Source organism: Mesorhizobium sp. M0001 (genome assembly GCF_040324255.1).
In the GTDB taxonomy this organism is placed as follows: Bacteria; Pseudomonadota; Alphaproteobacteria; order Rhizobiales; family Rhizobiaceae; genus Mesorhizobium.
In genome coordinates this window covers 404,022-422,646 of sequence record NZ_JAMYVS010000005.1, presented here as the reverse complement: position 1 = coordinate 422,646, position 18,625 = coordinate 404,022, and the positions used below count along the sequence as shown (strand labels likewise).

Below are 18,625 nucleotides of genomic sequence, written 5' to 3'. Positions count from 1 at the left end.
CTCTACAGCGACGATCCTGATGCTGTGAACTTGGTCCGAGCGCTCGGGCTCGATCCGGCGGTAATCCTCGCCCCTAGCCCACAACCCCAAAAGAGGCACAAAATGAACCGCAACTTCGCGCGGGCGCTTGCGCTCGTCCTCAAATCGGAAGGCGGCTGGTCCGACAATCCGGCCGATCCCGGCGGCGCTACCATGAAGGGCGTGACGCTGGCCAATTTCCGCCGCTACGTGAAGGCGGATGCGACGAAGGACGACCTTCACCATATCACGGATGCTCAGGTGGCGAAGGTCTATCGCCGCTTCTATTGGGATGCCGTTGCCGGCGTCGAGCTTCCCGGCGGTGTCGACTATGCCGTCTTCGACTTCGCCGTGAACAGTGGGCCGGGCAGGGCGACTAAATATCTGCAGGCTGCAGTTGGCACCGCACAGGACGGCAGGATCGGCCCGGCCACGCTCAAAGCTGTGGGCGCCAGGCCACCGGGCGCAGTCATCGACGATCTTTGCGATGCCCGCCTGGCATTCCTGCGGCGGCTGCCGACCTGGCCGGTTTTCGGCAAGGGTTGGAGCGATCGCATCAGGTCGGTCCGTTCCCAGGCGCTGTTGATGTCGGCACTACAGCCCGCTCCGGCACCTTTGCCGGGCTCCCCGACCCAGCCATCAGCGCTCTCGCCGAAGCCCGGCAGTGCGATGCCGCCGGTGTCTACCGGCGGGCGCGTCAGCCCCGTCGAACGCCTGCCGTTCTGGCGTGCGCTGCTTCAAATCCTGAAATCGATTTTCGCAAGGAGTTCGACATGATCGCCGTCTTCATCCGCATCGGCTTGCGTTACGGCGCCGGTGTTCTGGTCGCGCGTGGCCTGCTCGGCGCCGACGACGCGGCGGCATTTTCTTCCGACCCCGACACTCAAGCTGGTCTGGAGATCGCCGCCGGTCTCGCCATCGCCTCGGTCACCGAGACCTGGCACTGGCTGGCCCGCAAATCCGGCTGGGAGCACTGACATGGAAGGGTTTCAACAACTGATCATCGCCTATCTCGAAGCCGCGCAACCCTATGCTATCGGCTTTGCCGCCGGGCTTGTCGCCGGGTGGCTGCTGTGAGCGCGCTCCTCGCCGTCCTGCTTGGCAACAAAGTGCTGCTGGGCTTCCTGGCATCGGCCATCGCCGCCCTTTGCTGGGGCGCTCACCAGCGGCTGGCCGGCGCCTGGGCCGAGCGCGGCAAACTGGCGGCCGCTGAGGCCGCGGCGCGCGCGGTCGCTGAGCAGGTGCAGAACGACGTCGGCGCACTGCCGGCGGACGCTGTTCGAAAGGAGCTAAAATCATGGGCAAGGGACTGATGCTTGCGCTGCTTGTGGCGCTTGCCGGGTGCACAACTACTTCGGGCGGCTTCTGCGCGATTTCGAGCCCGCTGCGCCTGTCGGCCGAAGCCGTCGACGTCCTGTCGGACGCCGAGGCGAGAGCGCTCTTGGCGCACAACCGCAAGGGACAAAAGCTCTGCGGATGGAGGCCTTAGCCGATGCACGACCTCTTCGACATGCTCGGCATCAAGGGGCCGGTCGTCGCCGCCGGGCTAGCTGGCGGCGTGCTGCGAGCACTGTCGCGCCATCGCTACAAGCTGCGCGAGATGATTGCCTCGCCGATCTGCGGGGCGCTGGCGGCTGCGTATCTGACGCTGCCTGCCGTCGCCTGGTTCAGGGCAACCGGCATGCCTATCCCCGATCCGGCCGACGACACCACCACGCTCGCCGCCGCCTTTTTGATCGGCGTCTCGGCCATGTGGATTTCCGACATCGTCTTCGAGGTCATCGTGCGGCGGTTCGGCTCGGCCGGCAACGAGTGATGCACTTGAGATGCTGGAAAAAGCCAGCGACAATGCCTACCTAAGGAGCAATCCAATGGAGGTATGATATGGCGACGTCCACCGAACGTGCAGTCCTTGCCGGCGGCTGTTTCTGGGGCATGCAGGATTTGATCCGGCGCTATCCCGGCGTGATCTCTACCCGCGTCGGCTATAGCGGTGGCGATGTGCCCAACGCCACGTATCGCAACCACGGCAGCCATGCCGAAGCCATCGAGATCGTTTTCGATCCGGCCAGGATTAGCTTTCGCACATTGCTCGAATCCTTTTTCCAGATCCACGATCCGACCACCAGGAACCGCCAGGGCAACGATGTCGGAATGAGCTATCGCTCTGCGATCTTCTACACCAGCGACGAGCAGAAGCGCGTCGCCGAAGACACCATCGCCGATGTCGATGCCTCTGGACTGTGGCCGGGCAAGGTCGTCACCGAGCTTGCGCCGGCGGGCGATTTCTGGGAGGCGGAGCCAGAGCATCAGGACTATCTCGAGAAATGCCCCAACGGCTATACCTGCCACTTTGTCAGGCCGGGCTGGAAGCTTCCGGTCCGCGAAAAGGCTGTTTCGTAACGCAGCCGCTATCGTCTGCTTATCTGGCGGTCGAACTATTCTTCCGCGCGATCGGTATGCCGGCCGCCTCGTAGAGGTGGCCGTGCTCGGGCTGCCCATAGACGAACGCGCCGTGGACGGGTTTGCCGTCGACCTCAGAGCCTGAGAACGCGACGGCCTCGATCTTCTTTGTTCCGGTCAGGCTCTGGTTTCGAAGATAGGCGAAGGTTCGCACCGCTTCTCCAACAATTCGATCGAGAAACGGTTTTGCCCGCCTCCCGGGCCGTCGCACTAGGCTTGGAAAGCGCTCTCGTCCCGAAACAAAATGGTGCTGTGCGCAAAGCGCCGGCATGATCTGATAGATTCGGTTGAGCGAGCAGGTCATGAATCCTGGGTGAAAAAGAACGAAGTCGACCTCTCCTCTCAGATGCATGGTCCCGCGCAGCAATCTTTGCGCTGCCGATCTGGAGAGGACATAGCCTGCGGCGCCCGCGTGCAGGCCATAAAGTCTGGCAAGCGAAAACCCATCATCGAGAGCGACTTCCTTGCGTCCGACCCTCACTTTGGCAAAATGCGTTTCCAGCTTGATCACATCGGCATCGCGCGGCACCCATCGATCGGAAGCAAGCAGCGAGCCGGCGCCCGCGCCGAAAACGACGTCGTCCTCGAAAACCGCGCCATATTGATCCGCGCCGTTCGCAACGATCTCCCAACACGAGCGGTGGCTCAGGAAACAGCAAACCTCAGCAGCGCTTAGCGGGCTTTTGGCGACAGAGCAGCAATCGGGGCAATCGATGGCGGAGACACGCTCAAATGGTACTCCGATCCGGCCGAACTCGGACGCGACATGCGCCAGCCGATCGCGAGAACGATCAAGATTGATCACCAGACACCTCATCAGCGCCCCCTTGTCCGGTGATCAGTGAATATCACGTTCCCGTGATTGCACAAAATTTGCTTACGTGCGGGGCAGTGGGTAGCGGCGTACGGTGCCGCCGGTTGGTTTTGGAGGTTGGGTGGACATTGACGGCGTCCCCCGCGTGGCGCGAGCCTTTACCGTGCGCGCCTAGACGAGTCGCCCTAGAAGCCGAAGAATTGCCGACCGATCATGTATCCGAGCGCGACGACCACAAGGGGAAACAGGGCGGGCGTCAGCCCACCAAGAGCGGAGGTCTTTGGCTGTTGCCTGGAGATGGTCCTGGGTGCATTGCCGAGATTCTTGGTCATCCGGTATAGTAGCAAGCGCTGATTAACGATTCCGTAACCCGATCGAGGCCGCCGCGGCTTTTTGCGTTTGTGGCGCGACCTTGACAATGCCCAGCCCGTGACGCAACTGGGCCGTCTTTGAGAGCATTGTGAGGCAAGGTCAATGCGGGTGACGCTCGTTTTGAAGGGCGTAATACCCTGCCGAGGTTACGGTGGGATTCAGCGTCAGGTCGAATGGCTGGCCACGGAGATGGTTCGTCTCGGACACGAAGTCGTGGTGATCGCTGGCCCTGGCTCCAGCCACCCGCTCTTCGAAGTCCGGCACGCTTCGACCGATGCCGAATGCCGGGCAGCCATTCCGCGGGACACGCAAATCGTCCACACCCATAGTTGGCCCGTCGAGGTGCCATTTCCAACGCTGAATACGCAGCGCGGCTTTATGCCGGACCAGCCGATGCCAGTTGCGAACTGGAGCTTTATCAGCGCCAATCATGCCCGCCAGCATGGGCGCGAGACATTCGTCTACAATGGCTTTCCGGTGGACGCCTATCGTTTGTCGGCTGCAAAGGGCGACCGCCTGCTATTTCTCGCCGGCATTGCACGATCAAGCAAAGGCCTCAACCGCGCCGTCGATCTCGCCAAAAAATTCGATTTCGGTCTCGATATCGCCGGTGGCTCGCGTTGGAAACTGCTGGGCCGAAGTCAGACCCGCCGCGAAGGGTTGTTTTTCAAGAGCCTTGGCAGGCGATACCGTTTCCACGGAATCGTTGACGGCGAGCCGAAGCTTCGCCTTCTCGGCGAAGCGCGAGCCTTCCTCAACCCCATCGCCTGGGAGGAGCCGTTCGGCAACGCACCGGTCGAAGCCATGTTGTGCGGCACTCCGGTGCTGACGACGACGCGAGGCGCATTGCCCGAGACGGTCGATGCCGACAGCGGGCGCTTCTTTGAGACCGATGAAGAATTTGCGGCCGCTTTCGAGGCCGTCGCCGACCTTACGCCTCAGCAATGCCGCGAATCGGCCGCGACGAGATTTCCCATCCAAAAAGCGGCGCGCGGCTATCTGGATCTCTATGCCCGCATCCTTGACGGCGAAGCGCTTCCTTGACGACCGGCGATCCAATCCTCTTCGTCGGCTTCCCCGCGGTCGGCGACTTCGTCCGTTGCCATTCCGCCATCCAGATCATTGCCGCGCGATTTCCTGATCGCCCCATAGATGTCGTCACCTCGCCCGTTGCAGCGCCGCTGGCGCGCCTGATGCCGCATGTCAGGAAGGGCTGGGCGCTTGCCAAGCGTCATCAGCGCCCCGGTTTTGGCGAGCGCAGCCGCCTGGTTGGCGAGTTGCGCAAGGAAAATTACCGTACGGCCTATCTGATGACCAGCAGCACCAAGGCGGCGCTGATGGCGTTCATGGCCGGAATAGAGGAGCGCATCGGCTATCCGCAGGAGTTGCAATTCGGCCTCCTCAATCGCTTCCCCGCCGGCTGGTTGGCCCATCTATGGGCCTTCGGACCCCGCAAGACGCGGCTGTTCGAGGAAGTCTGCTCGATTGCCTCGCTTGGCGAAAAGCCGGCTGCGGGCGCAGAGTGGCCGGCGCCCCGGCTTGTGGTCGATCCGGCCGAACTGGACGAATGGCGCCAGCACAAGAAGATCGATGCCGACCGACCGGCACTGGCGCTCTATACTGCCGACATTGAGAATTTCCGCTCATGGCCCGTCGAGCGCTTCATTTCGATCGCCAGAGACCATCATGATCGCGGCTGGGCAATCTGGATTGTAGGCGGACCGCGCGAGCACGCCGGTGCCGCAAAAATCCGCGCCGCCATTCCTGAGGCAATCGACTTCACCTCGACCCCGTCGATTGCTGACGCGATGTGCCAAATCGCTGCGTCGACCATGTTCCTCGGGGTTGATGGCGGGATTTCCCACGCCGCCGCTGCCCTGAACGTCCCATGCGCGCTCATCTACGGGCTGAATCGCCCCTATGTGCATGGGCCCGTAAACAACCATGTTCGCTTTATCGAACCGCCGCTTTCGACGCCCAGCTGGGTCAAGGACACGCGCGGCGTCAGCGAAACTCGGGTGAGGGAGGTTCTGGCTGACCTCTCAGCCGGTATTGCCAACTGACCGGTGGCCTCGCCGGCCCCAAGCGTCTGATCAAACGCTCCGTGGGGGCAACCATCGCCCCGTTTCGGGTTTACCCCTTGACACCTACCCCTTGGCCCTGCGGTTTTCGGGCTCGTGATTGCCGACCCAATGTGCACGGATGCGGTCGCTGGCTTCAAGGTAGGCCATGTCGATGAGGTAGGTCAGAAGCTTCTGGCCGTCGGCTTCGGCTTTCTGCCGAAGCTCCCGCAGTATCCCTTGCGCGAACTGCAGGTTCTCCATTTTGCTCGGCTGGTCCATTGGTGCCCCCCAACGTCTGCGTATGAACTTTGCGCTGGCTATGCTGCATGAAGATTGCCGTGAAGTGGATATTGCACGTGCGGACCGCGATCCTGCGAAGGCGCTGGCTGCACGAAAATCGCCCCATCCGGCTTCAAGATTCGCTACACTATGTGACGGAAAGAAAATAAACAAAGCGTTCTTTTGTACAAGACAGCAAGATTCCTTCAGTTCACACCACGAGATACTTGGACAGCATAGTTGACGTAACGATATTGCGTGGTCTTAAGCTCTCGTTTCCAAACAAAATCTAGCATCGTTGCAACCACAAGACGAATTCCAGCTAACCGGGGCCGCTCCGTAGTCAATCGCCGGTTACAAACGGCACCGTGTCTCAGCCCAGGGCTTTGGCCAACCCATCGTTCCACGGCAGCGCAGGCCGGATGATCTACCGCCCGCCTTGGCTTGACGCCAAGGCGGGCTTTTTGCGTTTGGCTTCTACCGGGTGAAATGTTGTCGGACCCGGTCCTGTCGGCATCGGGCGGTGTCGAGAATGATTTCCTGCCTGCCGGCTGTCTGCGCCGCTCGCGCTAGGCCGACTTGCGTTGCGGCAAGCTAGACGGCGTCTCGACACCGTCAGAAATCGGTTCGGCTGTCCGGTTTGTCGGCTCGTCATCGACCCGGTCGTGCTCGAATTGCCGGGCGGCAGGCAAGCGTTGCAACCAGTGCTCACGGCGATTGACCCAGAGTTCATAGCTGGGCTCCAGCCCTTCGGTGGGCACCTCATCGAGGCTGCCAATCGTCACTTCCACCTCATTCTCACGAACCAAAGGGGCCCGGCCGCCGCAGGTGGGACAAAAACTTCTGTCGCCGTAGCTGCTGACGATACCCGTCGTTTCGAACGCCTCGAGCGGCCACACTGCAAACGCCGAAAAAGCCGACCCGCTAGCCTTGCGGCAGTCCTTGCAATGGCAAAGGCCAATCCGAAAGGGATCTCCCGTCACCGAAAACTGGATGCCGCCGCACAGGCAGCTGCCGCTCCGCCTTGTATCATTGGGCATGACCGCTCCTCCATCTGGTTGGGCATCACACCACTACATCTTGCAGCGCCATGCGCACAATCAATTCACCCGCAGCGCAAGGGTTCCATGTCGCCTCGCGCAAAGCATCGTCTGAACCCGGGAGCGCCATGGCAACGACCGCCGCAAGGCTGCTGGATGTGTCAGTTCGGGAAATCGAACACCGGTTCCCGGCACCAATAGACACGGCACTGGCGATCACGTGTCGGAACGGAGGCAGCGACCGGCACCTCCGGCCAGTCGCACTCGTTGCCGTATTGGCGGACATAGCGATCGTAAGTATTCCGGCCGGTCGTCAACACCGCCGAGTGATGGCTCTGGATCAGGCGCTGCGTCTCCTCGCAGCTCATCGAACGCGTGTCGGGTCGGGCGTGGGCCGTGCTTGTTGCTGCAAACAACGCCGTTCCAATGATCCATGCGATTGTTTGGGATGTCATGGCGATCCTTATCCTAAAATACGGCCAGGTATTTCAACAGCGAAATGATGCCGATAATGATGACAACGATCTGCGCGATCTGCCTCGTGCGGCCATCGAGTGGCAGACGCTGGATGAGATAGAGCACCAGGATGATCACCAGGAAAGTGATCAGAATGCCGATAAGTACCGATGAAGCCATGTCCCTCACTCCGTCTGGCTACGTCTGAGAAGAGTACGCAGCGGCAAACGCTCTGGCCATAGATTGGTTCCTGTCGATGCGAAGCCGCCGGCGCAACGTAAAGGCTGCGAAACAGCGTTCCGCGGCCTTTGAAGCTGAACGCCGATCAGGGCCTGTTTGCCGCACGGTTGTCGTTTGCCATCGGCGACACAGTCCCAGGCAACTTGTTGCTGGCGTCAGGCGAGCTAACGGGAGAACCGCCTCGGGTTGACGGGGTTCCGACAAAAACGGCCTGAGTTGCGCTTCGTTGTCGACATTTGCGCGAGCCCTGAGATCCGGCGCCGCCCGGCGGGTGATCGCCTTTTCTGAGGAGAACAATTGCCGTCCCAAGGGGACGACGGGAACCGAAACCTCGCACGTGCATCTCAGGTACCGCGGAACGGGCAAATCGAGCAGGTGGGGAATTTGGGGTAGGGGAATACGTCATCCAACATGCGGGGATTGGAATCCCAGGTGTCGGGCCCGCCAGTTTGTTGGAAGCGTTGCCCGTTGCAGCCTACACCATCGACACACAGGGCCGCATCACCTTCTACAACGAGGCCGCCGAACCTGAGTGGGACGACGCGCCGCGGTTTTGGCTCCGTCGTGCTCAAGCGGGTTGCACCACAAGCGCTTAGCGGCACCGGACAACTGGAATTTGGGGAACAAGGCGTCGTCTGGACGCTCCAGGCGCCGCTGCGCTCGGTCCAAATCTCTCTCGCGGATTTTGTCGATTGAAAGAGCGGGTCGCGCCTTAGGACAATCCCAGCAGGGGAGCGGTTTGGCCGCCTGTGGTGTCGGAATTGCCGATGCCAGACAGTTCGTGCTTATCGTCGGCAAGCGAAGTCAATCTCCCCGCCTCGACGGAGGTCAGTCCGTCCAATTCCATCACCGCGCCGTAGAGTTGGGCCGTCTGCATCACAAGCCGCTCGACATCTTCAAGGGCGACGTTCTCGTCCAGGTTACGCAATCGTATGTCCTCGGCAACCACCGCAATATTGACCATTCCGCGCGAGCGCAGCGCGCCCAGGACCCGTGAATTGAGATCCTCCCGTAGCCGAGCCGAATATCCGTAGCGCATGGAAACCTTCCTTTCAGGAGCCGGTTGTCCCGTCGTGATCAAGATGCGCCAACGACCTTCAGATGGCAAGAAGAATATAAAATATTCTCAAGTAAATCAAGTAGTTAGCAGACTGCGAGGGTTGTGCTATCGGCGTGTCTTCCTCATCGTTGGTCTTGTATGTGAGTCACCCACCAGCCTCTCTTGACGCGCTGCACGGGGACCCCTAGCTATACTGCAATTGAGACACATACTAACTCACCATATTTTTGGTCTTGACGGTTGGAGGCGCGAATGGCCGAGCTGGAACGACCCGAGCGACTGCAGATCATGCTGACAGCCGAGGAATTGGCTGCCTTGGAAAACTGGCGCTTCGAAAAGCGCATGCCAAGCCGGTCCGCGGCAGTGCGGGAACTGCTGCGGCGCGGCCTGGATGCGGATGGATTCCTGACTGCGGGACAAGGAACAAAGTCTCAGGACTTTGGAATTCTGGGCAGCAGTGTGACTGGCGACGGCCAGTCGGGCGAGTAATCCGACGGCGGTTAGCCAACAATCGCTTTTTCTGGAAGTGCCGCTACCAATTTATTGCAGTGGCGGAAACGCAAAGCGGGTCGGCTCTCGGCAGGGTACTGGTCTCAGCAGGGTACTCTTGGCGTATGGTTGCAAAGCCCGCTCCGGTTCGCCGGAGCGGGCTTTTTGCGTTTTCCGAACAGGAAATGGTCGCGATCGCTTTCAGATACGCTCAAGGTTCTCTTCGCACTCCATGCACGTGACGCTGTGACCGGGGCACCTGAGCCGGTGTGTTCCTCCAGGGCAGCAATGGCCGTTCGAGCTCGCCCACCGGGCACAGACAAACACCTTGCGGGTTCCGTGGCATTGTGGACATTCTATCGGACGCGCCAGCAGAGCCTCGTTCTCCGAGACACGGCATTCCCTCTCAAGAACCTGGACCATCTGAAACCCCAAGGCCGAAATACGGCTAAGCTATCCATACCCGGAAAGCCTAAATTAGAATTTAATCACATAGATCACGAGCCTTCCGAGGGGGAAGTTTCGCGGATGGCGATCTCAGGCCACCGGCAGTCCGCCGCGCGTGTCTCGTTCCCAATCTCGGCCGTCTCAAAGTCAAGCTCCGGTTGCTCCCGGCATCGGTCGACCCGCGATTTTGCCCACCGATTTTCGCATTCGGATCGTTATAGGCTTTCGCTTTGCTGGAGCGGCGTTAAAGCTGCCCGGCAAATGCCTGAGCGGGAACAGTCCGTTTCTGCGTCGGTTCGTTTGGACAAGGATGTCTGCCAATGACATTGATGGGCGCAGCGGCACTTTTGATCCTTGTCCCGACTTATGCCGGCGTCGCAATCGGGCGTATTCCAGGCCTCCGTCTCGACCGGGCAGGGATCGCCTTGCTGGGGGGTGCGGCGATGATCGCCATCGGCGCACTCAGTATGGAAGATGCCTATCGCGCCATCAATTTCGACACCATTACGCTGCTGCTCGGGATGATGATCGTGGTGGCGCATCTGAAGGTGTCCGGCGCCTTCCGGGCGCTTGGCGCCTACGCTATCGAGCATGCGCACGCGCCTTTCGTGCTGCTGGTGATGGTGACGCTTTTGACCGGCGTGCTGTCGGCGTTCCTGGTCAACGACGCCATCTGCCTGGTCATGGCGCCGATCGTCGTCCACGTCACCCGTGTCATCAATCGCAATCCCATTCCCTATCTGATCGCCACCGCCACCGCGTCCAACTGCGGCAGCGTCGCCACCATCACCGGCAACCCGCAGAACATGGTCATCGGCGCGCTGTCGGGAATTTCCTACCCGGCCTTTTCGGCCGCCCTGGCGCCGGTTGCCCTCTTCGGCCTCGTCGCGGTCATCGTCATCGTGCGCATCGTCTACCGCGCCGAATTCGCCCGCACCGCCGATCTCAACCCGGAAGTCTATCGCGGCCGCATGCTGCCGGGACAGGTGCTGAAGGCGGTGGTTGTCTGCATCGGCCTGGCCATCGCCTTCTTCGCCGGTGTTCCGGTTGCCAAGGCAGCGCTCATCGGCGGCGCCATCCTGTTGCTCACCCGCGCCATCAAGCCGGCCCGCATCTACCGCGAGATCGACGGTCCGCTGCTGTTCATGTTCGCCGGCCTGTTCATCGTTGTCGCCGGCGCCGAAAAGACGCTGCTGACGCCCGACATCATCGCCTCGGCCAAGAACCTCGGGCTGGACGACGTCTGGCGTCTATCGGGCTTCACCGCGGTGCTCTCCAACATCATGAGCAATGTTCCGGCCGTGCTGGCGCTGCGGCCATTCATACCCGGCCTTGAGAACCCCGGGCGTGCCTGGCTGGTGGTGGCGATGAGCTCGACGCTGGCCGGCAACTTCACCTTGCTTGGCTCGGTCGCCAACCTGATCGTCGCCGAACAGGCGCGGGCGGCCGGCACGCAGCTGTCCTTCTCAGCCTTCTTCAAGGTCGGCCTGCCACTGACGCTGCTCACCCTTGCCGTCGGCACGGCATGGCTGGCGGCTGGATTCTAGAGCAATTCCAGGAAAAAGTGTGAAGCGGTTTTTCGGTCCGGAATTGCGTCAAAACAAAGAGATAGCGTGTTTCGCCGTCTCCACTAAACGGTGAACGTCTAGCGGATAGTCGCCGATCCTGACCTTGCCCGAACCAGCGTTGCAGCGGCATGTCCGGCGGCCTCGACATAGTCGGGGTTGCGGTGGATCAGCATGATCGAGAACGCGCCGTCCATCAAAAGCACGATTTCGCGCGCCAGGGTCCGCGGCTCGTCGACGCCGTGGCCTGAGAGTTCGCCGGCCAACCAGGTCTCGAAATTCTGCTTATGCCGCGCCCCCGCTTTAACGGCGGGGTGTCCGGGCATGGAAGCGAGTTCGGCTGCCGTGCGCAGGAAGCCGCAGCCTCTCCATTTCGGGTGCTTCGCCACGCGCGCCAGATTGGTGAAAATCGCCTCGACCTTGCGCTCGACATCGCCTTCGGCCATCTCGAACCAGCCGGCCATCTGCTTGAGGTTCGGCTGGTCGCGACCGTCGAGATAGGCCGCGATCAAATCGTCCTTGCTCTTGAAATGATAGTAGAGCGTGCGCTTGGTCAGCCCGGCTTTTTCCGCCACTGCATCGACGCTGACGCGGCCGATCCCCTCGGCATAGAACAGCTTCGTTGCGGCATCGACAATGCGTTTGCGGGTAGGGCTTGGTGCTTCGCTCATACGCAAGTATACCGACTAGTGAATATACATACAACCGAAAGCCTGATCCTCTCCGTCGACAAACACAGGGAAGGAAAAGACATGACCGAGCTTGTGCTCACCGAGGCCCGCAACGGGATCGCCATCCTCACACTTAATCGGCCGGAAAAGCTCAACGCCTTGAACTATGCGCTGATTGATCGCCTGCTTGCGCTCCTCGATGCCGCCGAGACCGACGATGCCATCCGCGCCGTCATCCTCACTGGAGCAGGAGAGCGCGCCTTCTCCGCCGGCGGCGACATCCATGAATTCTCAGGCAGCGTGGACATCGGCGTCGACGTTGCCCTGCGCGACTTCGTCATGCGCGGACAGCGCCTGACCGCAAGGCTGGAGGCGTTCCGCAAGCCCGTCATCGCCGCCGTCAACGGCATCGCCTTCGGCGGCGGCTGCGAGATCACCGAAGCCGTGCCGCTCGCTATCGCCAGCGACCGCGCCTTGTTCGCCAAGCCTGAGATCAACCTTGCAATGCCGCCTGCTTTCGGCGGCACGCAGCGGCTTCCGAGGCTGGCAGGGCGCAAGCGGGCGCTGGAGCTGCTGTTGACCGGCGATTGGTTCCCGCCGCCGCGCGCCCTCGAACTCGGCCTCGTCAATCAGGTGGTGCCGCATGAGGAACTGATGCCCGCCGCAATTGATCTCGCCCGGCGCATGACCAGGCATTCTCCTGCAGCAATTGCCTCGATCCTCACAGCAGTGGCGCGCGGCCTGAACCAGAGCATCGCGGATGGCTTGGCTGTCGAGGCCGAGCAGTTCGCCCGCATGGCTCCGACCGCTGATCTGCGCGAAGGGCTGGATGCCTGGATCGCACGCCGCCAGCCGGGCTGTCACGGCTCGTGGACGCACATCACCCGGCCGGATGAAGCCAGGCGAGCCTCAACGCAGCAGGACGGGCTTGCGGACCGGGATCAAGGCGCCGTCACGGCCACATGACCTTTCATGTTGGGGTGGAAGCGGCAGAAATATTCGACCGCTTCCGCCTTCCGCAGGGTCAGGCTCGCTGTTGCCTTCGGCGGGATCATCACTTCCCAGCCACCCTTGACGGTAGCCGTATGTGCGAACACGTCCTTGTTCACCCACTTGATCGTGTCGCCGACCTTCGCCTCGACGGTGGCCGGCGAAAAGACAAGCTTGTCGATGGTGACCTGGATGGTTTCGGCCTGCACGGGTGAGGTCCCGAAGACCAGCGCCAGTGCAATCCATAGCAGCCGTTTCGACATGGCCTGGTCCTTACTTCAGCATACCTGCAACATGCTCGGCGTGCTGTTCATGGCCCTGGAAAATCTTCAGGCCGGTCTGCAGCAGGCTCTTCAACTCGGCATTGCTGGCCGATGGGATCAAAAGGGTTTCAAGCGCGCCGTCGACCTGTTTGTGGTAGGCGATCTCGTTGTCGACATAGGCTTTGTCAAAGGCTGCGCCGTCGAGTTTGGCGAGCTTCGCCCGCTCCTCGGCCGCAGCCTTGGTCAGCGCCTGGCTGGTTGCGTTGTCTTCCGGCGTCACCTTCAGCTTCTTTACCAGTTCCAGTGCCTGCGCGTTGACCGCTTCGTGGTCGCGCACCATGTCGTTGGCGAAATCCACGACCTCCTTGGTCTTCGATTTCTTGATCGCCTGCTTGGCGGCTTCCACATCGATGACGCCTGCGGTGTAGGCGATGTGGGCGATCTGCGGGTCCGTCGGCTTGTCGGCGGCTTGTGCAAGCGGGGCGGCGCCAAGCAGCAGCAAGGCTGCGAGGGTGGCGGTGTGTCGGGTAAGCATGGCATCTCCTTCGCCCGGACGCGGGATCGCGCCGGGCCATGTTTTTCAGTTGACGGTCATTGGATGCGCAGCGGCGGCAAACGTTCCCGAGGAAATCGGCCAAATCAGCCGATGATCAGCTCTCCAGGCCGAGCCGCTGCATGACGGCGCTCGTCAGCCTGTCGCAGCGCCGGCCGGCAAACGGGAAGGCGTCGAGCAGCACCGGCCCGATCTGGTCGTCGAGTGCATTGCGTACCAGGGCGCGGGCGCGGTGTAGCCTTGTCTTGACGGTTTCCGGCCGCACGCCAAGCAGCTCGGCGGTCTCCTCGATACTGAGCCCCTCGATAACCCGCGCCACGAACACCGTCCGATAAACATCGGGTAGGCTGTCGGTCGCCCGTTCCACCAACTCGAGTATCTGCCGCTGCGCCATCGTCCGCTCCGGATCGTCGCTGGGATTGAGGGGGAACTGGATGATTTCGGCTTGCGGGTTTTTCGCCACCGTCCGCCGCCTTTTGCGCAGACGGCCGAGCGCCTCGTTGATGACGATGCGCGACAGCCAGGTGGCCAATGAGGACTCCCCGCGAAAGGCATCGAGATGGGCAAAGGCTCTGATATAAGCCTCCTGGACGATGTCCTCGGCTTCGGCATCGTTGCGCACCACCCCGCGAGCGATGCGATAGAGCCGCTGATTATGGGTCTTCATGATGATGCAGAAGGCGTTGCCTTCGCGTGCCAGCGCGCGGCGCACGAGAAGCATCTCGCTTGAAGCAGCCGTGGGCATTGGTACAGACATAGCAGGCATGGCCAGTTCCTCGATCCAATCCCCGTCCGAAACCTCGATCAAGACATTGGATGACATCGCCGGCAAAAGGTTCCCGGCCATTTTCGCCCGGCTCCGACGGCGCCTAGAATACTGCTTCCGCCAGCGGCTTGTCAGCAGCCTGCACTCGCGCCGTGGCCGCAAGCAGGTCGGTCTGCGTGATCAGGCCAAGGATGCGGCTGTCCCCGTCCACGATGATGACTGCATGGGTGCGGCCGTCGGTGAGCACCGGTAGCAGGGCCATGGCGGGCGTACCGGCGGCGGCGGTCGACGCTGTCGACGTAACGCTTCCGACGGCTTCGTCGGCTCGCGCCAATTCCCTCAATCCAACGGTGCCGACCAGCCTGGCGTCCTTGTCGACAACCGGCAGCGTGCGGATATTGTGGTCGAGCAGCAGATGACGCGCCCGATCGGCGGACGCGTGTTCATCGACCGAAATCACGTCGCGGGACATGATGTCCTCGCACAACATGGTTCGGTGTGCGCGCATCGTCGCTTGCAGTTCGACCTGTCGCAGCAGCTGTTCGAGATCGTTGCGGTCGATGTCGAAGGTCTCGTCGAGCGCAGCCAGCGCGGCATCGATGTCCTCGGCCCGGAAGCCGATGCGCTCCTGAGCCGGCGGATCGATGGTTCCGTGCGTGCTTTTCGGGGCAGGGGCCGGCACATGCGGGTAGCTGCGTCGCGACAGCCTGTGGAAAGCATAGCCGAGCGCGACCAGCATCATGGAGTTCAGCGCCACCGGCACGAACGGAAACAGGAAGCCCGCACCGATCACGGCCGGCCCGCCGAGCACGGCGGTCAGTGCGGCGGCTCCGCCCGGCGGATGCAGGCAGCGCGAGAACGACATGGCGGCGATCGCCATCGCCACGGCAATGCCCGTGGCGAGAACGGGCTGATGGACGAAATGGGCCACGATCACGCCGACCAGCGCCGATATTGTATTGCCGCCGATGATCGACCATGGCTGCGCCAGCGGGCTTGCAGGCACCGCAAACAGCAGCACCGCCGACGCCCCCATCGGCGCCACCAGCAGCGGCACATGCGGGCCGTTGCCAAGCACCAGCGCGCCGATCGCGCCGGTCAGCGCAATGCCGATCATCGCCCCGATGCAGGCGATGAGGCGCTCGCGCAGCGTCGCGCCGGCGAGAATGGGGACAAAGAGACGAAAGGCCATGGCAAGCTCAGTCCGGCTGGAATTGTGCGCGCAGCGCCTGCAATGGCGTTGGACCGACGATTTTGAAAGTCAAACCGATCCGAAAATGCGCGCGTTGGGGAAATAACATTGCGCTTGGTTGACCGATGAGCGGCTTTGCGAGGTCGATCGTCCTACGAAAGTCGCTCGCCAATCCTTTCAACGGGTTAAGCCGGCTAGCGGAATCAGCTTGGCAAGTTTGCTGGTGTCATGCCGCAGCGGCCGCTTCCAGCCCGCGCAGGATATCGGCCTTGAGGTCCTCGACATCCTCGAGCCCGATCTGCAGCCGGATCAGCGGGCCGTCATAGGGGCCCTTGGCGACGGTACGGTCGCCGAGGAAGACCGGCACGGCAAGGCTCTCATAGCCGCCCCAGGAATAGCCGAGACCGAAGATTTTCAACGCATCGAGGAAGGCATGCTGCTGTCTCTGGCCGCCGCCTTTGAGCACGATGGAAAAGATGCCGCTCGAGCCGGAAAAATCACGCTTCCACACCGCGTGGTCGGGGTGGCTGGGGAGCGCCGGGTGCAGCACGCGGGCCACGCCGGGCTGGCCTTCAAGCCAGACGGCAATGGCAAGCGCGCTCTTTTGATGGTGATCCAGCCGAACGCCCATCGTGCGCAGGCCGCGCAGGACTTGGTAGACGTCGTCGGGGCCGGCGCAGCAGCCCATCGTGTAGAACGTCTCGCAAAGCTGCTTCCAGCAGTTGGCATTGGCAGACACTGTGCCCAGCAGCACGTCCGAATGCCCGGCCGGATATTTCGTCGCCGCATGGATCGAGATATCGACGCCGTGGTCGAGCGGGCGGAAATAGAGCGGCGTTGCCCAGGTGTTGTCCATCATGACGATGGCGCCCGTTTCATGCGCGGCCTTGGCGATCGCCGGAACGTCCTGCACCTCGAAGGTGTTGGAGGCCGGTGATTCCGTAAACACGACTTTGGTGTTCGGCTTGATCAAGCTGGCGATGCCGGCGCCGGCATGCGGAGCGTAATACTCGACCTCGACACCCAGCCGCTTCAGCATCGTGTCGGCGAAATTGCGGGTCGGATGGTAGACGGAATCGACAATCAGGATGTGATCGCCTGCCGAGAGAAACGCCAGCAACGGGACGGTCACCGCCGCCAGGCCCGACGGCACGATTATGGTGCCGGCGGAGCCTTCCAGCGCGTCGATCGCATGCGCCAACGCATCGGTGGTCGGCGTGCCGCGTGTGCCATAGGTGTATTTCTGGCTGCGAGCCGCCATCGCCGACGCATTGGGATAGAGCACGGTCGAGGCATGCACGATCGGCGGATTGACGAAGCCGAAATAGTCGTGCGGATTGTTGCCCGAATGGGCAAGCCGCGTGTTGATACCCATTTCGTTGCCGTCAGTCGCCATTGCTCTTCGCCTTGTGGTGAAAGCGCTAGCCATAGAGCGGCGGCATTGGCCGTGCAACAGCGGGCGCCCGCCAGGCGGTGCCCTTTGCATAGGCCAATTCCCCCATGAATAGTCTGGAATGCGTGGCGATCCAGAGCCGCGGATTTCATGAGTGGATGTGGATTAGCGTCGACGGACTTTGCCGGTTTTATTTGCGGGGCTTGCTGCTTTCCTGATGCTGTTGTCTGCAATTCAGGCATTTGCGGCAATTGGTTTTCAAAGCTGTCGTGAAACGGTCATTTCCCTTGACCTCACAGAGATAATCGCCTTCGATGCAGTTCGTGAATGGGAGGGGCCGGGCGTCGGTTACGACGCGGGGTTCCGGGAATGAGCCGGATGGGAGCCGGGTTCACGCGGGAAAAGATCAGGATTTGCCTGAGGATCAGGGTTTACCTGAAAACAGAAAAGGGTCTGTGGGTTATGAAACACATTGCAATTGGCATTCTCGGCGCCGCTGCGCTTGGATGGATGGCTTCGGCCGCGTCGGCGAGCACGCTCGACGACGTCAAGGCGAAAGGCTTCATCCAGTGCGGTACCAACACAGGTCTTGCCGGCTTCGCTGCGCCTGACGACAAGGGTGAATGGAAAGGCATCGATGTGGATTTCTGCCGCGCGGTCGCGGCCGCCGTCTTCGGCGACGGCACCAAGGTCAAGTTCACGCCGCTCAGCGCCAAGGAGCGCTTCACCGCGCTGCAGTCGGGCGAAGTCGACATCCTGTCGCGCAACACCACCTGGACCATCAATCGCGATACGGCACTTGGCCTGAACTTCGTCGGCGTCACCTATTATGACGGCCAGGGCTTCATGATCAACGCCAAGAAGCTGCCGGGCGTCAATTCGGCGCTGCAGCTTTCGGGTGCGGCAGTCTGCGTGCAGAGCGGCACCACGACCGAGCTCAACCTCGCCGACTACTTCAAGGCGAACAAGATGGAGTACAACCCGGTCGTCTTCGAAAAGCTTGAAGAGGTCAACGCCGCCTATGACGCGGGCCGTTGCGATGTCTACACCACCGACCAGTCGGGTCTCTACGGCATCCGCCTGACGCTCAGCGCGCCGGCCGACCATGTCGTGTTGCCCGAGATCATCTCCAAGGAACCGCTCGGCCCGGCCGTGCGCCAGGGGGACGACCAGTGGTACCACATTGTCAAGTGGACCTATTTCGCGCTGCTGCAGGCAGAGGAACTGGGCATCACCCAGGCCAATGTCGACGAGATGAAGACCTCGGACAACCCGGAGATCAAGCGCGTGCTCGGCCAGGAACCCGAAACCAAGATCGGCACCGATCTCGGCGTTAGCAATGACTGGGTCGTCAACATCGTCAAGGCAGTCGGCAATTACGGTGAGATGTTCGAGCGCAATGTCGGCACCGGCAGCCCGCTGAAGATCGCGCGCGGCATCAATGCGCTGTGGACCAAGGGCGGCCTGCAATACGCGCCACCGATCCGCTGA

General features: G+C 61.7%; 25 protein-coding genes. 13 read left to right on the top strand and 12 right to left on the bottom strand.

The genetic code is table 11. From position 1 onward, the window contains the following. Positions 1 to 102: 102 nt before the first annotated feature. From NKK50_RS17620 to msrA, 6 genes are all read left to right on the top strand, one after another. On the top strand, positions 103 to 795 hold the full coding sequence (locus tag NKK50_RS17620) for a glycoside hydrolase family 108 protein (protein ID WP_352543719.1): 693 nt from the start codon (positions 103 to 105) through the stop codon (positions 793 to 795). After that, positions 792 to 995 carry a Pam3-gp28 family putative phage holin gene (locus NKK50_RS17615; RefSeq protein ID WP_023705678.1) on the top strand — a complete coding sequence of 68 codons (204 nt, stop codon included), beginning with the start codon at positions 792 to 794 and terminating at the stop codon, positions 993 to 995. Before NKK50_RS17620 ends, NKK50_RS17615 begins: the two co-directional genes overlap by 4 nt. A gap of 96 nt (positions 996 to 1,091) precedes the next feature. Then, the gene (locus NKK50_RS17610; protein ID WP_023705680.1) at positions 1,092 to 1,331 is read left to right on the top strand and encodes a hypothetical protein; all 240 of its coding nucleotides are present in this window, start codon (positions 1,092 to 1,094) and stop codon (positions 1,329 to 1,331) included. Next, the gene (locus NKK50_RS17605) at positions 1,316 to 1,507 is read left to right on the top strand and encodes a hypothetical protein (protein WP_023804972.1); all 192 of its coding nucleotides are present in this window, start codon (positions 1,316 to 1,318) and stop codon (positions 1,505 to 1,507) included. The genes NKK50_RS17610 and NKK50_RS17605 overlap by 16 nt, the downstream gene beginning before the upstream one ends. A gap of 3 nt (positions 1,508 to 1,510) precedes the next feature. Next, the gene (locus NKK50_RS17600) at positions 1,511 to 1,834 is read left to right on the top strand and encodes a hypothetical protein (protein ID WP_023689880.1); all 324 of its coding nucleotides are present in this window, start codon (positions 1,511 to 1,513) and stop codon (positions 1,832 to 1,834) included. Between the two features lie 68 nt (positions 1,835 to 1,902). Further along, on the top strand, positions 1,903 to 2,421 hold the full coding sequence (gene msrA, locus NKK50_RS17595; protein WP_023835343.1) for a peptide-methionine (S)-S-oxide reductase MsrA: 519 nt from the start codon (positions 1,903 to 1,905) through the stop codon (positions 2,419 to 2,421). Positions 2,422 to 2,440: 19 nt separating this feature from the next. Here the strand turns inward: msrA and NKK50_RS17590 are convergent, their stop codons facing one another. Further along, entirely contained in the window at positions 2,441 to 3,286 is an 846-nt protein-coding gene (locus NKK50_RS17590; protein WP_023835342.1) for a glycosyltransferase family 25 protein, read from the bottom strand. Between the two features lie 483 nt (positions 3,287 to 3,769). Between NKK50_RS17590 and NKK50_RS17585 the strand changes: the two genes are divergently transcribed. After that, positions 3,770 to 4,711: a glycosyltransferase gene (locus tag NKK50_RS17585; protein WP_023808296.1), complete on the top strand. Its 942-nt coding sequence runs from the start codon at positions 3,770 to 3,772 to the stop codon at positions 4,709 to 4,711. Then, positions 4,708 to 5,730 (top strand): lipopolysaccharide heptosyltransferase II, encoded by a 1,023-nt coding sequence (waaF, locus tag NKK50_RS17580; RefSeq protein ID WP_023671465.1) that lies wholly within the window; start codon positions 4,708 to 4,710, stop codon positions 5,728 to 5,730. Before NKK50_RS17585 ends, waaF begins: the two co-directional genes overlap by 4 nt. Before the next feature lie 84 nt (positions 5,731 to 5,814). Here the strand turns inward: waaF and NKK50_RS17575 are convergent, their stop codons facing one another. The 5 genes from NKK50_RS17575 to NKK50_RS17555 form a co-directional block, all read right to left on the bottom strand. Beyond that, on the bottom strand, positions 5,815 to 6,009 hold the full coding sequence (locus NKK50_RS17575) for a hypothetical protein (protein WP_023835341.1): 195 nt from the start codon (positions 6,007 to 6,009) through the stop codon (positions 5,815 to 5,817). A 569-nt stretch (positions 6,010 to 6,578) separates the two neighbouring features. Further along, on the bottom strand, positions 6,579 to 7,049 hold the full coding sequence (locus NKK50_RS17570; RefSeq protein ID WP_352543701.1) for a GFA family protein: 471 nt from the start codon (positions 7,047 to 7,049) through the stop codon (positions 6,579 to 6,581). A 161-nt stretch (positions 7,050 to 7,210) separates the two neighbouring features. Then, positions 7,211 to 7,504, bottom strand: a complete 294-nt coding sequence (locus NKK50_RS17565) for a hypothetical protein (RefSeq protein ID WP_352543700.1) — start codon at positions 7,502 to 7,504, stop codon at positions 7,211 to 7,213. A 13-nt stretch (positions 7,505 to 7,517) separates the two neighbouring features. Next, positions 7,518 to 7,685 (bottom strand): Thivi_2564 family membrane protein, encoded by a 168-nt coding sequence (locus NKK50_RS17560; protein ID WP_023671469.1) that lies wholly within the window; start codon positions 7,683 to 7,685, stop codon positions 7,518 to 7,520. A gap of 772 nt (positions 7,686 to 8,457) precedes the next feature. Further along, positions 8,458 to 8,784 carry a hypothetical protein gene (locus NKK50_RS17555; protein WP_023727873.1) on the bottom strand — a complete coding sequence of 109 codons (327 nt, stop codon included), beginning with the start codon at positions 8,782 to 8,784 and terminating at the stop codon, positions 8,458 to 8,460. 273 nt (positions 8,785 to 9,057) lie between these two features. On the opposite strand from NKK50_RS17555, the gene NKK50_RS17550 reads away from it, so the two are divergent. Both NKK50_RS17550 and NKK50_RS17545 read left to right on the top strand, forming a co-directional pair. Continuing rightward, positions 9,058 to 9,294: a hypothetical protein gene (locus NKK50_RS17550; protein WP_023671471.1), complete on the top strand. Its 237-nt coding sequence runs from the start codon at positions 9,058 to 9,060 to the stop codon at positions 9,292 to 9,294. A 767-nt stretch (positions 9,295 to 10,061) separates the two neighbouring features. After that, positions 10,062 to 11,288, top strand: a complete 1,227-nt coding sequence (locus tag NKK50_RS17545) for an anion transporter (protein WP_352543699.1) — start codon at positions 10,062 to 10,064, stop codon at positions 11,286 to 11,288. Between the two features lie 98 nt (positions 11,289 to 11,386). Here the strand turns inward: NKK50_RS17545 and NKK50_RS17540 are convergent, their stop codons facing one another. Continuing rightward, a complete protein-coding gene (locus NKK50_RS17540; RefSeq protein ID WP_352463018.1) occupies positions 11,387 to 11,977 on the bottom strand; it encodes a TetR/AcrR family transcriptional regulator in 591 nt (196 codons plus the stop codon). 81 nt (positions 11,978 to 12,058) lie between these two features. Between NKK50_RS17540 and NKK50_RS17535 the strand changes: the two genes are divergently transcribed. Beyond that, positions 12,059 to 12,943 (top strand): crotonase/enoyl-CoA hydratase family protein, encoded by an 885-nt coding sequence (locus tag NKK50_RS17535; RefSeq protein WP_023804981.1) that lies wholly within the window; start codon positions 12,059 to 12,061, stop codon positions 12,941 to 12,943. On the opposite strand, the gene NKK50_RS17530 is transcribed toward NKK50_RS17535, so the two are convergent. The 5 genes from NKK50_RS17530 to NKK50_RS17510 all read right to left on the bottom strand — a co-directional run bounded on the left by NKK50_RS17530 (position 12,919) and on the right by NKK50_RS17510 (position 17,137). Further along, a complete protein-coding gene (locus NKK50_RS17530; RefSeq protein ID WP_023671475.1) occupies positions 12,919 to 13,230 on the bottom strand; it encodes a cupredoxin domain-containing protein in 312 nt (103 codons plus the stop codon). The two genes, NKK50_RS17535 and NKK50_RS17530, sit on opposite strands and share 25 nt — an antisense overlap. 10 nt (positions 13,231 to 13,240) lie before the next feature. Further along, positions 13,241 to 13,765, bottom strand: coding sequence for a DUF4142 domain-containing protein (locus tag NKK50_RS17525; protein ID WP_023824487.1), 525 nt, complete (start codon positions 13,763 to 13,765; stop codon positions 13,241 to 13,243). 115 nt (positions 13,766 to 13,880) lie between these two features. After that, a complete protein-coding gene (locus NKK50_RS17520; protein ID WP_352543718.1) occupies positions 13,881 to 14,549 on the bottom strand; it encodes an RNA polymerase sigma factor in 669 nt (222 codons plus the stop codon). Positions 14,550 to 14,652: 103 nt separating this feature from the next. Beyond that, a complete protein-coding gene (locus tag NKK50_RS17515; protein WP_023727878.1) occupies positions 14,653 to 15,741 on the bottom strand; it encodes an HPP family protein in 1,089 nt (362 codons plus the stop codon). Positions 15,742 to 15,967: 226 nt separating this feature from the next. Then, entirely contained in the window at positions 15,968 to 17,137 is a 1,170-nt protein-coding gene (locus NKK50_RS17510) for a cystathionine beta-lyase (protein WP_023824488.1), read from the bottom strand. Between the two features lie 178 nt (positions 17,138 to 17,315). Between NKK50_RS17510 and NKK50_RS17505 the strand changes: the two genes are divergently transcribed. Further along, complete coding sequence (locus NKK50_RS17505; RefSeq protein WP_023684328.1) at positions 17,316 to 17,507, top strand: hypothetical protein; 192 nt, start codon at positions 17,316 to 17,318, stop codon at positions 17,505 to 17,507. 89 nt (positions 17,508 to 17,596) lie between these two features. Further along, positions 17,597 to 18,625, top strand: a complete 1,029-nt coding sequence (locus tag NKK50_RS17500; protein WP_023684327.1) for an amino acid ABC transporter substrate-binding protein — start codon at positions 17,597 to 17,599, stop codon at positions 18,623 to 18,625.

Excerpts from the sequence above, each read along its gene's own strand:
- NKK50_RS17510 (WP_023824488.1), bottom strand. The coding sequence starts at position 17,137 with ATGGCGACTGACGGCAACGAAATGGGTATCAACACGCGGCTTGCCCAT.
- NKK50_RS17540 (WP_352463018.1), bottom strand. The coding sequence starts at position 11,977 with ATGAGCGAAGCACCAAGCCCTACCCGCAAACGCATTGTCGATGCCGCA.
- NKK50_RS17530 (WP_023671475.1), bottom strand. The coding sequence starts at position 13,230 with ATGTCGAAACGGCTGCTATGGATTGCACTGGCGCTGGTCTTCGGGACC.
- NKK50_RS17545 (WP_352543699.1), top strand. The coding sequence starts at position 10,062 with ATGACATTGATGGGCGCAGCGGCACTTTTGATCCTTGTCCCGACTTAT.
- NKK50_RS17560 (WP_023671469.1), bottom strand. The coding sequence starts at position 7,685 with ATGGCTTCATCGGTACTTATCGGCATTCTGATCACTTTCCTGGTGATC.
- NKK50_RS17555 (WP_023727873.1), bottom strand. The coding sequence starts at position 8,784 with ATGCGCTACGGATATTCGGCTCGGCTACGGGAGGATCTCAATTCACGG.
- NKK50_RS17585 (WP_023808296.1), top strand. The coding sequence starts at position 3,770 with ATGCGGGTGACGCTCGTTTTGAAGGGCGTAATACCCTGCCGAGGTTAC.
- NKK50_RS17550 (WP_023671471.1), top strand. The coding sequence starts at position 9,058 with ATGGCCGAGCTGGAACGACCCGAGCGACTGCAGATCATGCTGACAGCC.
- NKK50_RS17525 (WP_023824487.1), bottom strand. The coding sequence starts at position 13,765 with ATGCTTACCCGACACACCGCCACCCTCGCAGCCTTGCTGCTGCTTGGC.
- NKK50_RS17500 (WP_023684327.1), top strand. The coding sequence starts at position 17,597 with ATGAAACACATTGCAATTGGCATTCTCGGCGCCGCTGCGCTTGGATGG.
- msrA (WP_023835343.1), top strand. The coding sequence starts at position 1,903 with ATGGCGACGTCCACCGAACGTGCAGTCCTTGCCGGCGGCTGTTTCTGG.
- NKK50_RS17565 (WP_352543700.1), bottom strand. The coding sequence starts at position 7,504 with ATGACATCCCAAACAATCGCATGGATCATTGGAACGGCGTTGTTTGCA.
- NKK50_RS17615 (WP_023705678.1), top strand. The coding sequence starts at position 792 with ATGATCGCCGTCTTCATCCGCATCGGCTTGCGTTACGGCGCCGGTGTT.
- NKK50_RS17535 (WP_023804981.1), top strand. The coding sequence starts at position 12,059 with ATGACCGAGCTTGTGCTCACCGAGGCCCGCAACGGGATCGCCATCCTC.
- NKK50_RS17520 (WP_352543718.1), bottom strand. The coding sequence starts at position 14,549 with ATGCCTGCTATGTCTGTACCAATGCCCACGGCTGCTTCAAGCGAGATG.
- NKK50_RS17605 (WP_023804972.1), top strand. The coding sequence starts at position 1,316 with ATGGGCAAGGGACTGATGCTTGCGCTGCTTGTGGCGCTTGCCGGGTGC.
- NKK50_RS17620 (WP_352543719.1), top strand. The coding sequence starts at position 103 with ATGAACCGCAACTTCGCGCGGGCGCTTGCGCTCGTCCTCAAATCGGAA.
- NKK50_RS17575 (WP_023835341.1), bottom strand. The coding sequence starts at position 6,009 with ATGGACCAGCCGAGCAAAATGGAGAACCTGCAGTTCGCGCAAGGGATA.
- NKK50_RS17600 (WP_023689880.1), top strand. The coding sequence starts at position 1,511 with ATGCACGACCTCTTCGACATGCTCGGCATCAAGGGGCCGGTCGTCGCC.
- NKK50_RS17515 (WP_023727878.1), bottom strand. The coding sequence starts at position 15,741 with ATGGCCTTTCGTCTCTTTGTCCCCATTCTCGCCGGCGCGACGCTGCGC.
- NKK50_RS17570 (WP_352543701.1), bottom strand. The coding sequence starts at position 7,049 with ATGCCCAATGATACAAGGCGGAGCGGCAGCTGCCTGTGCGGCGGCATC.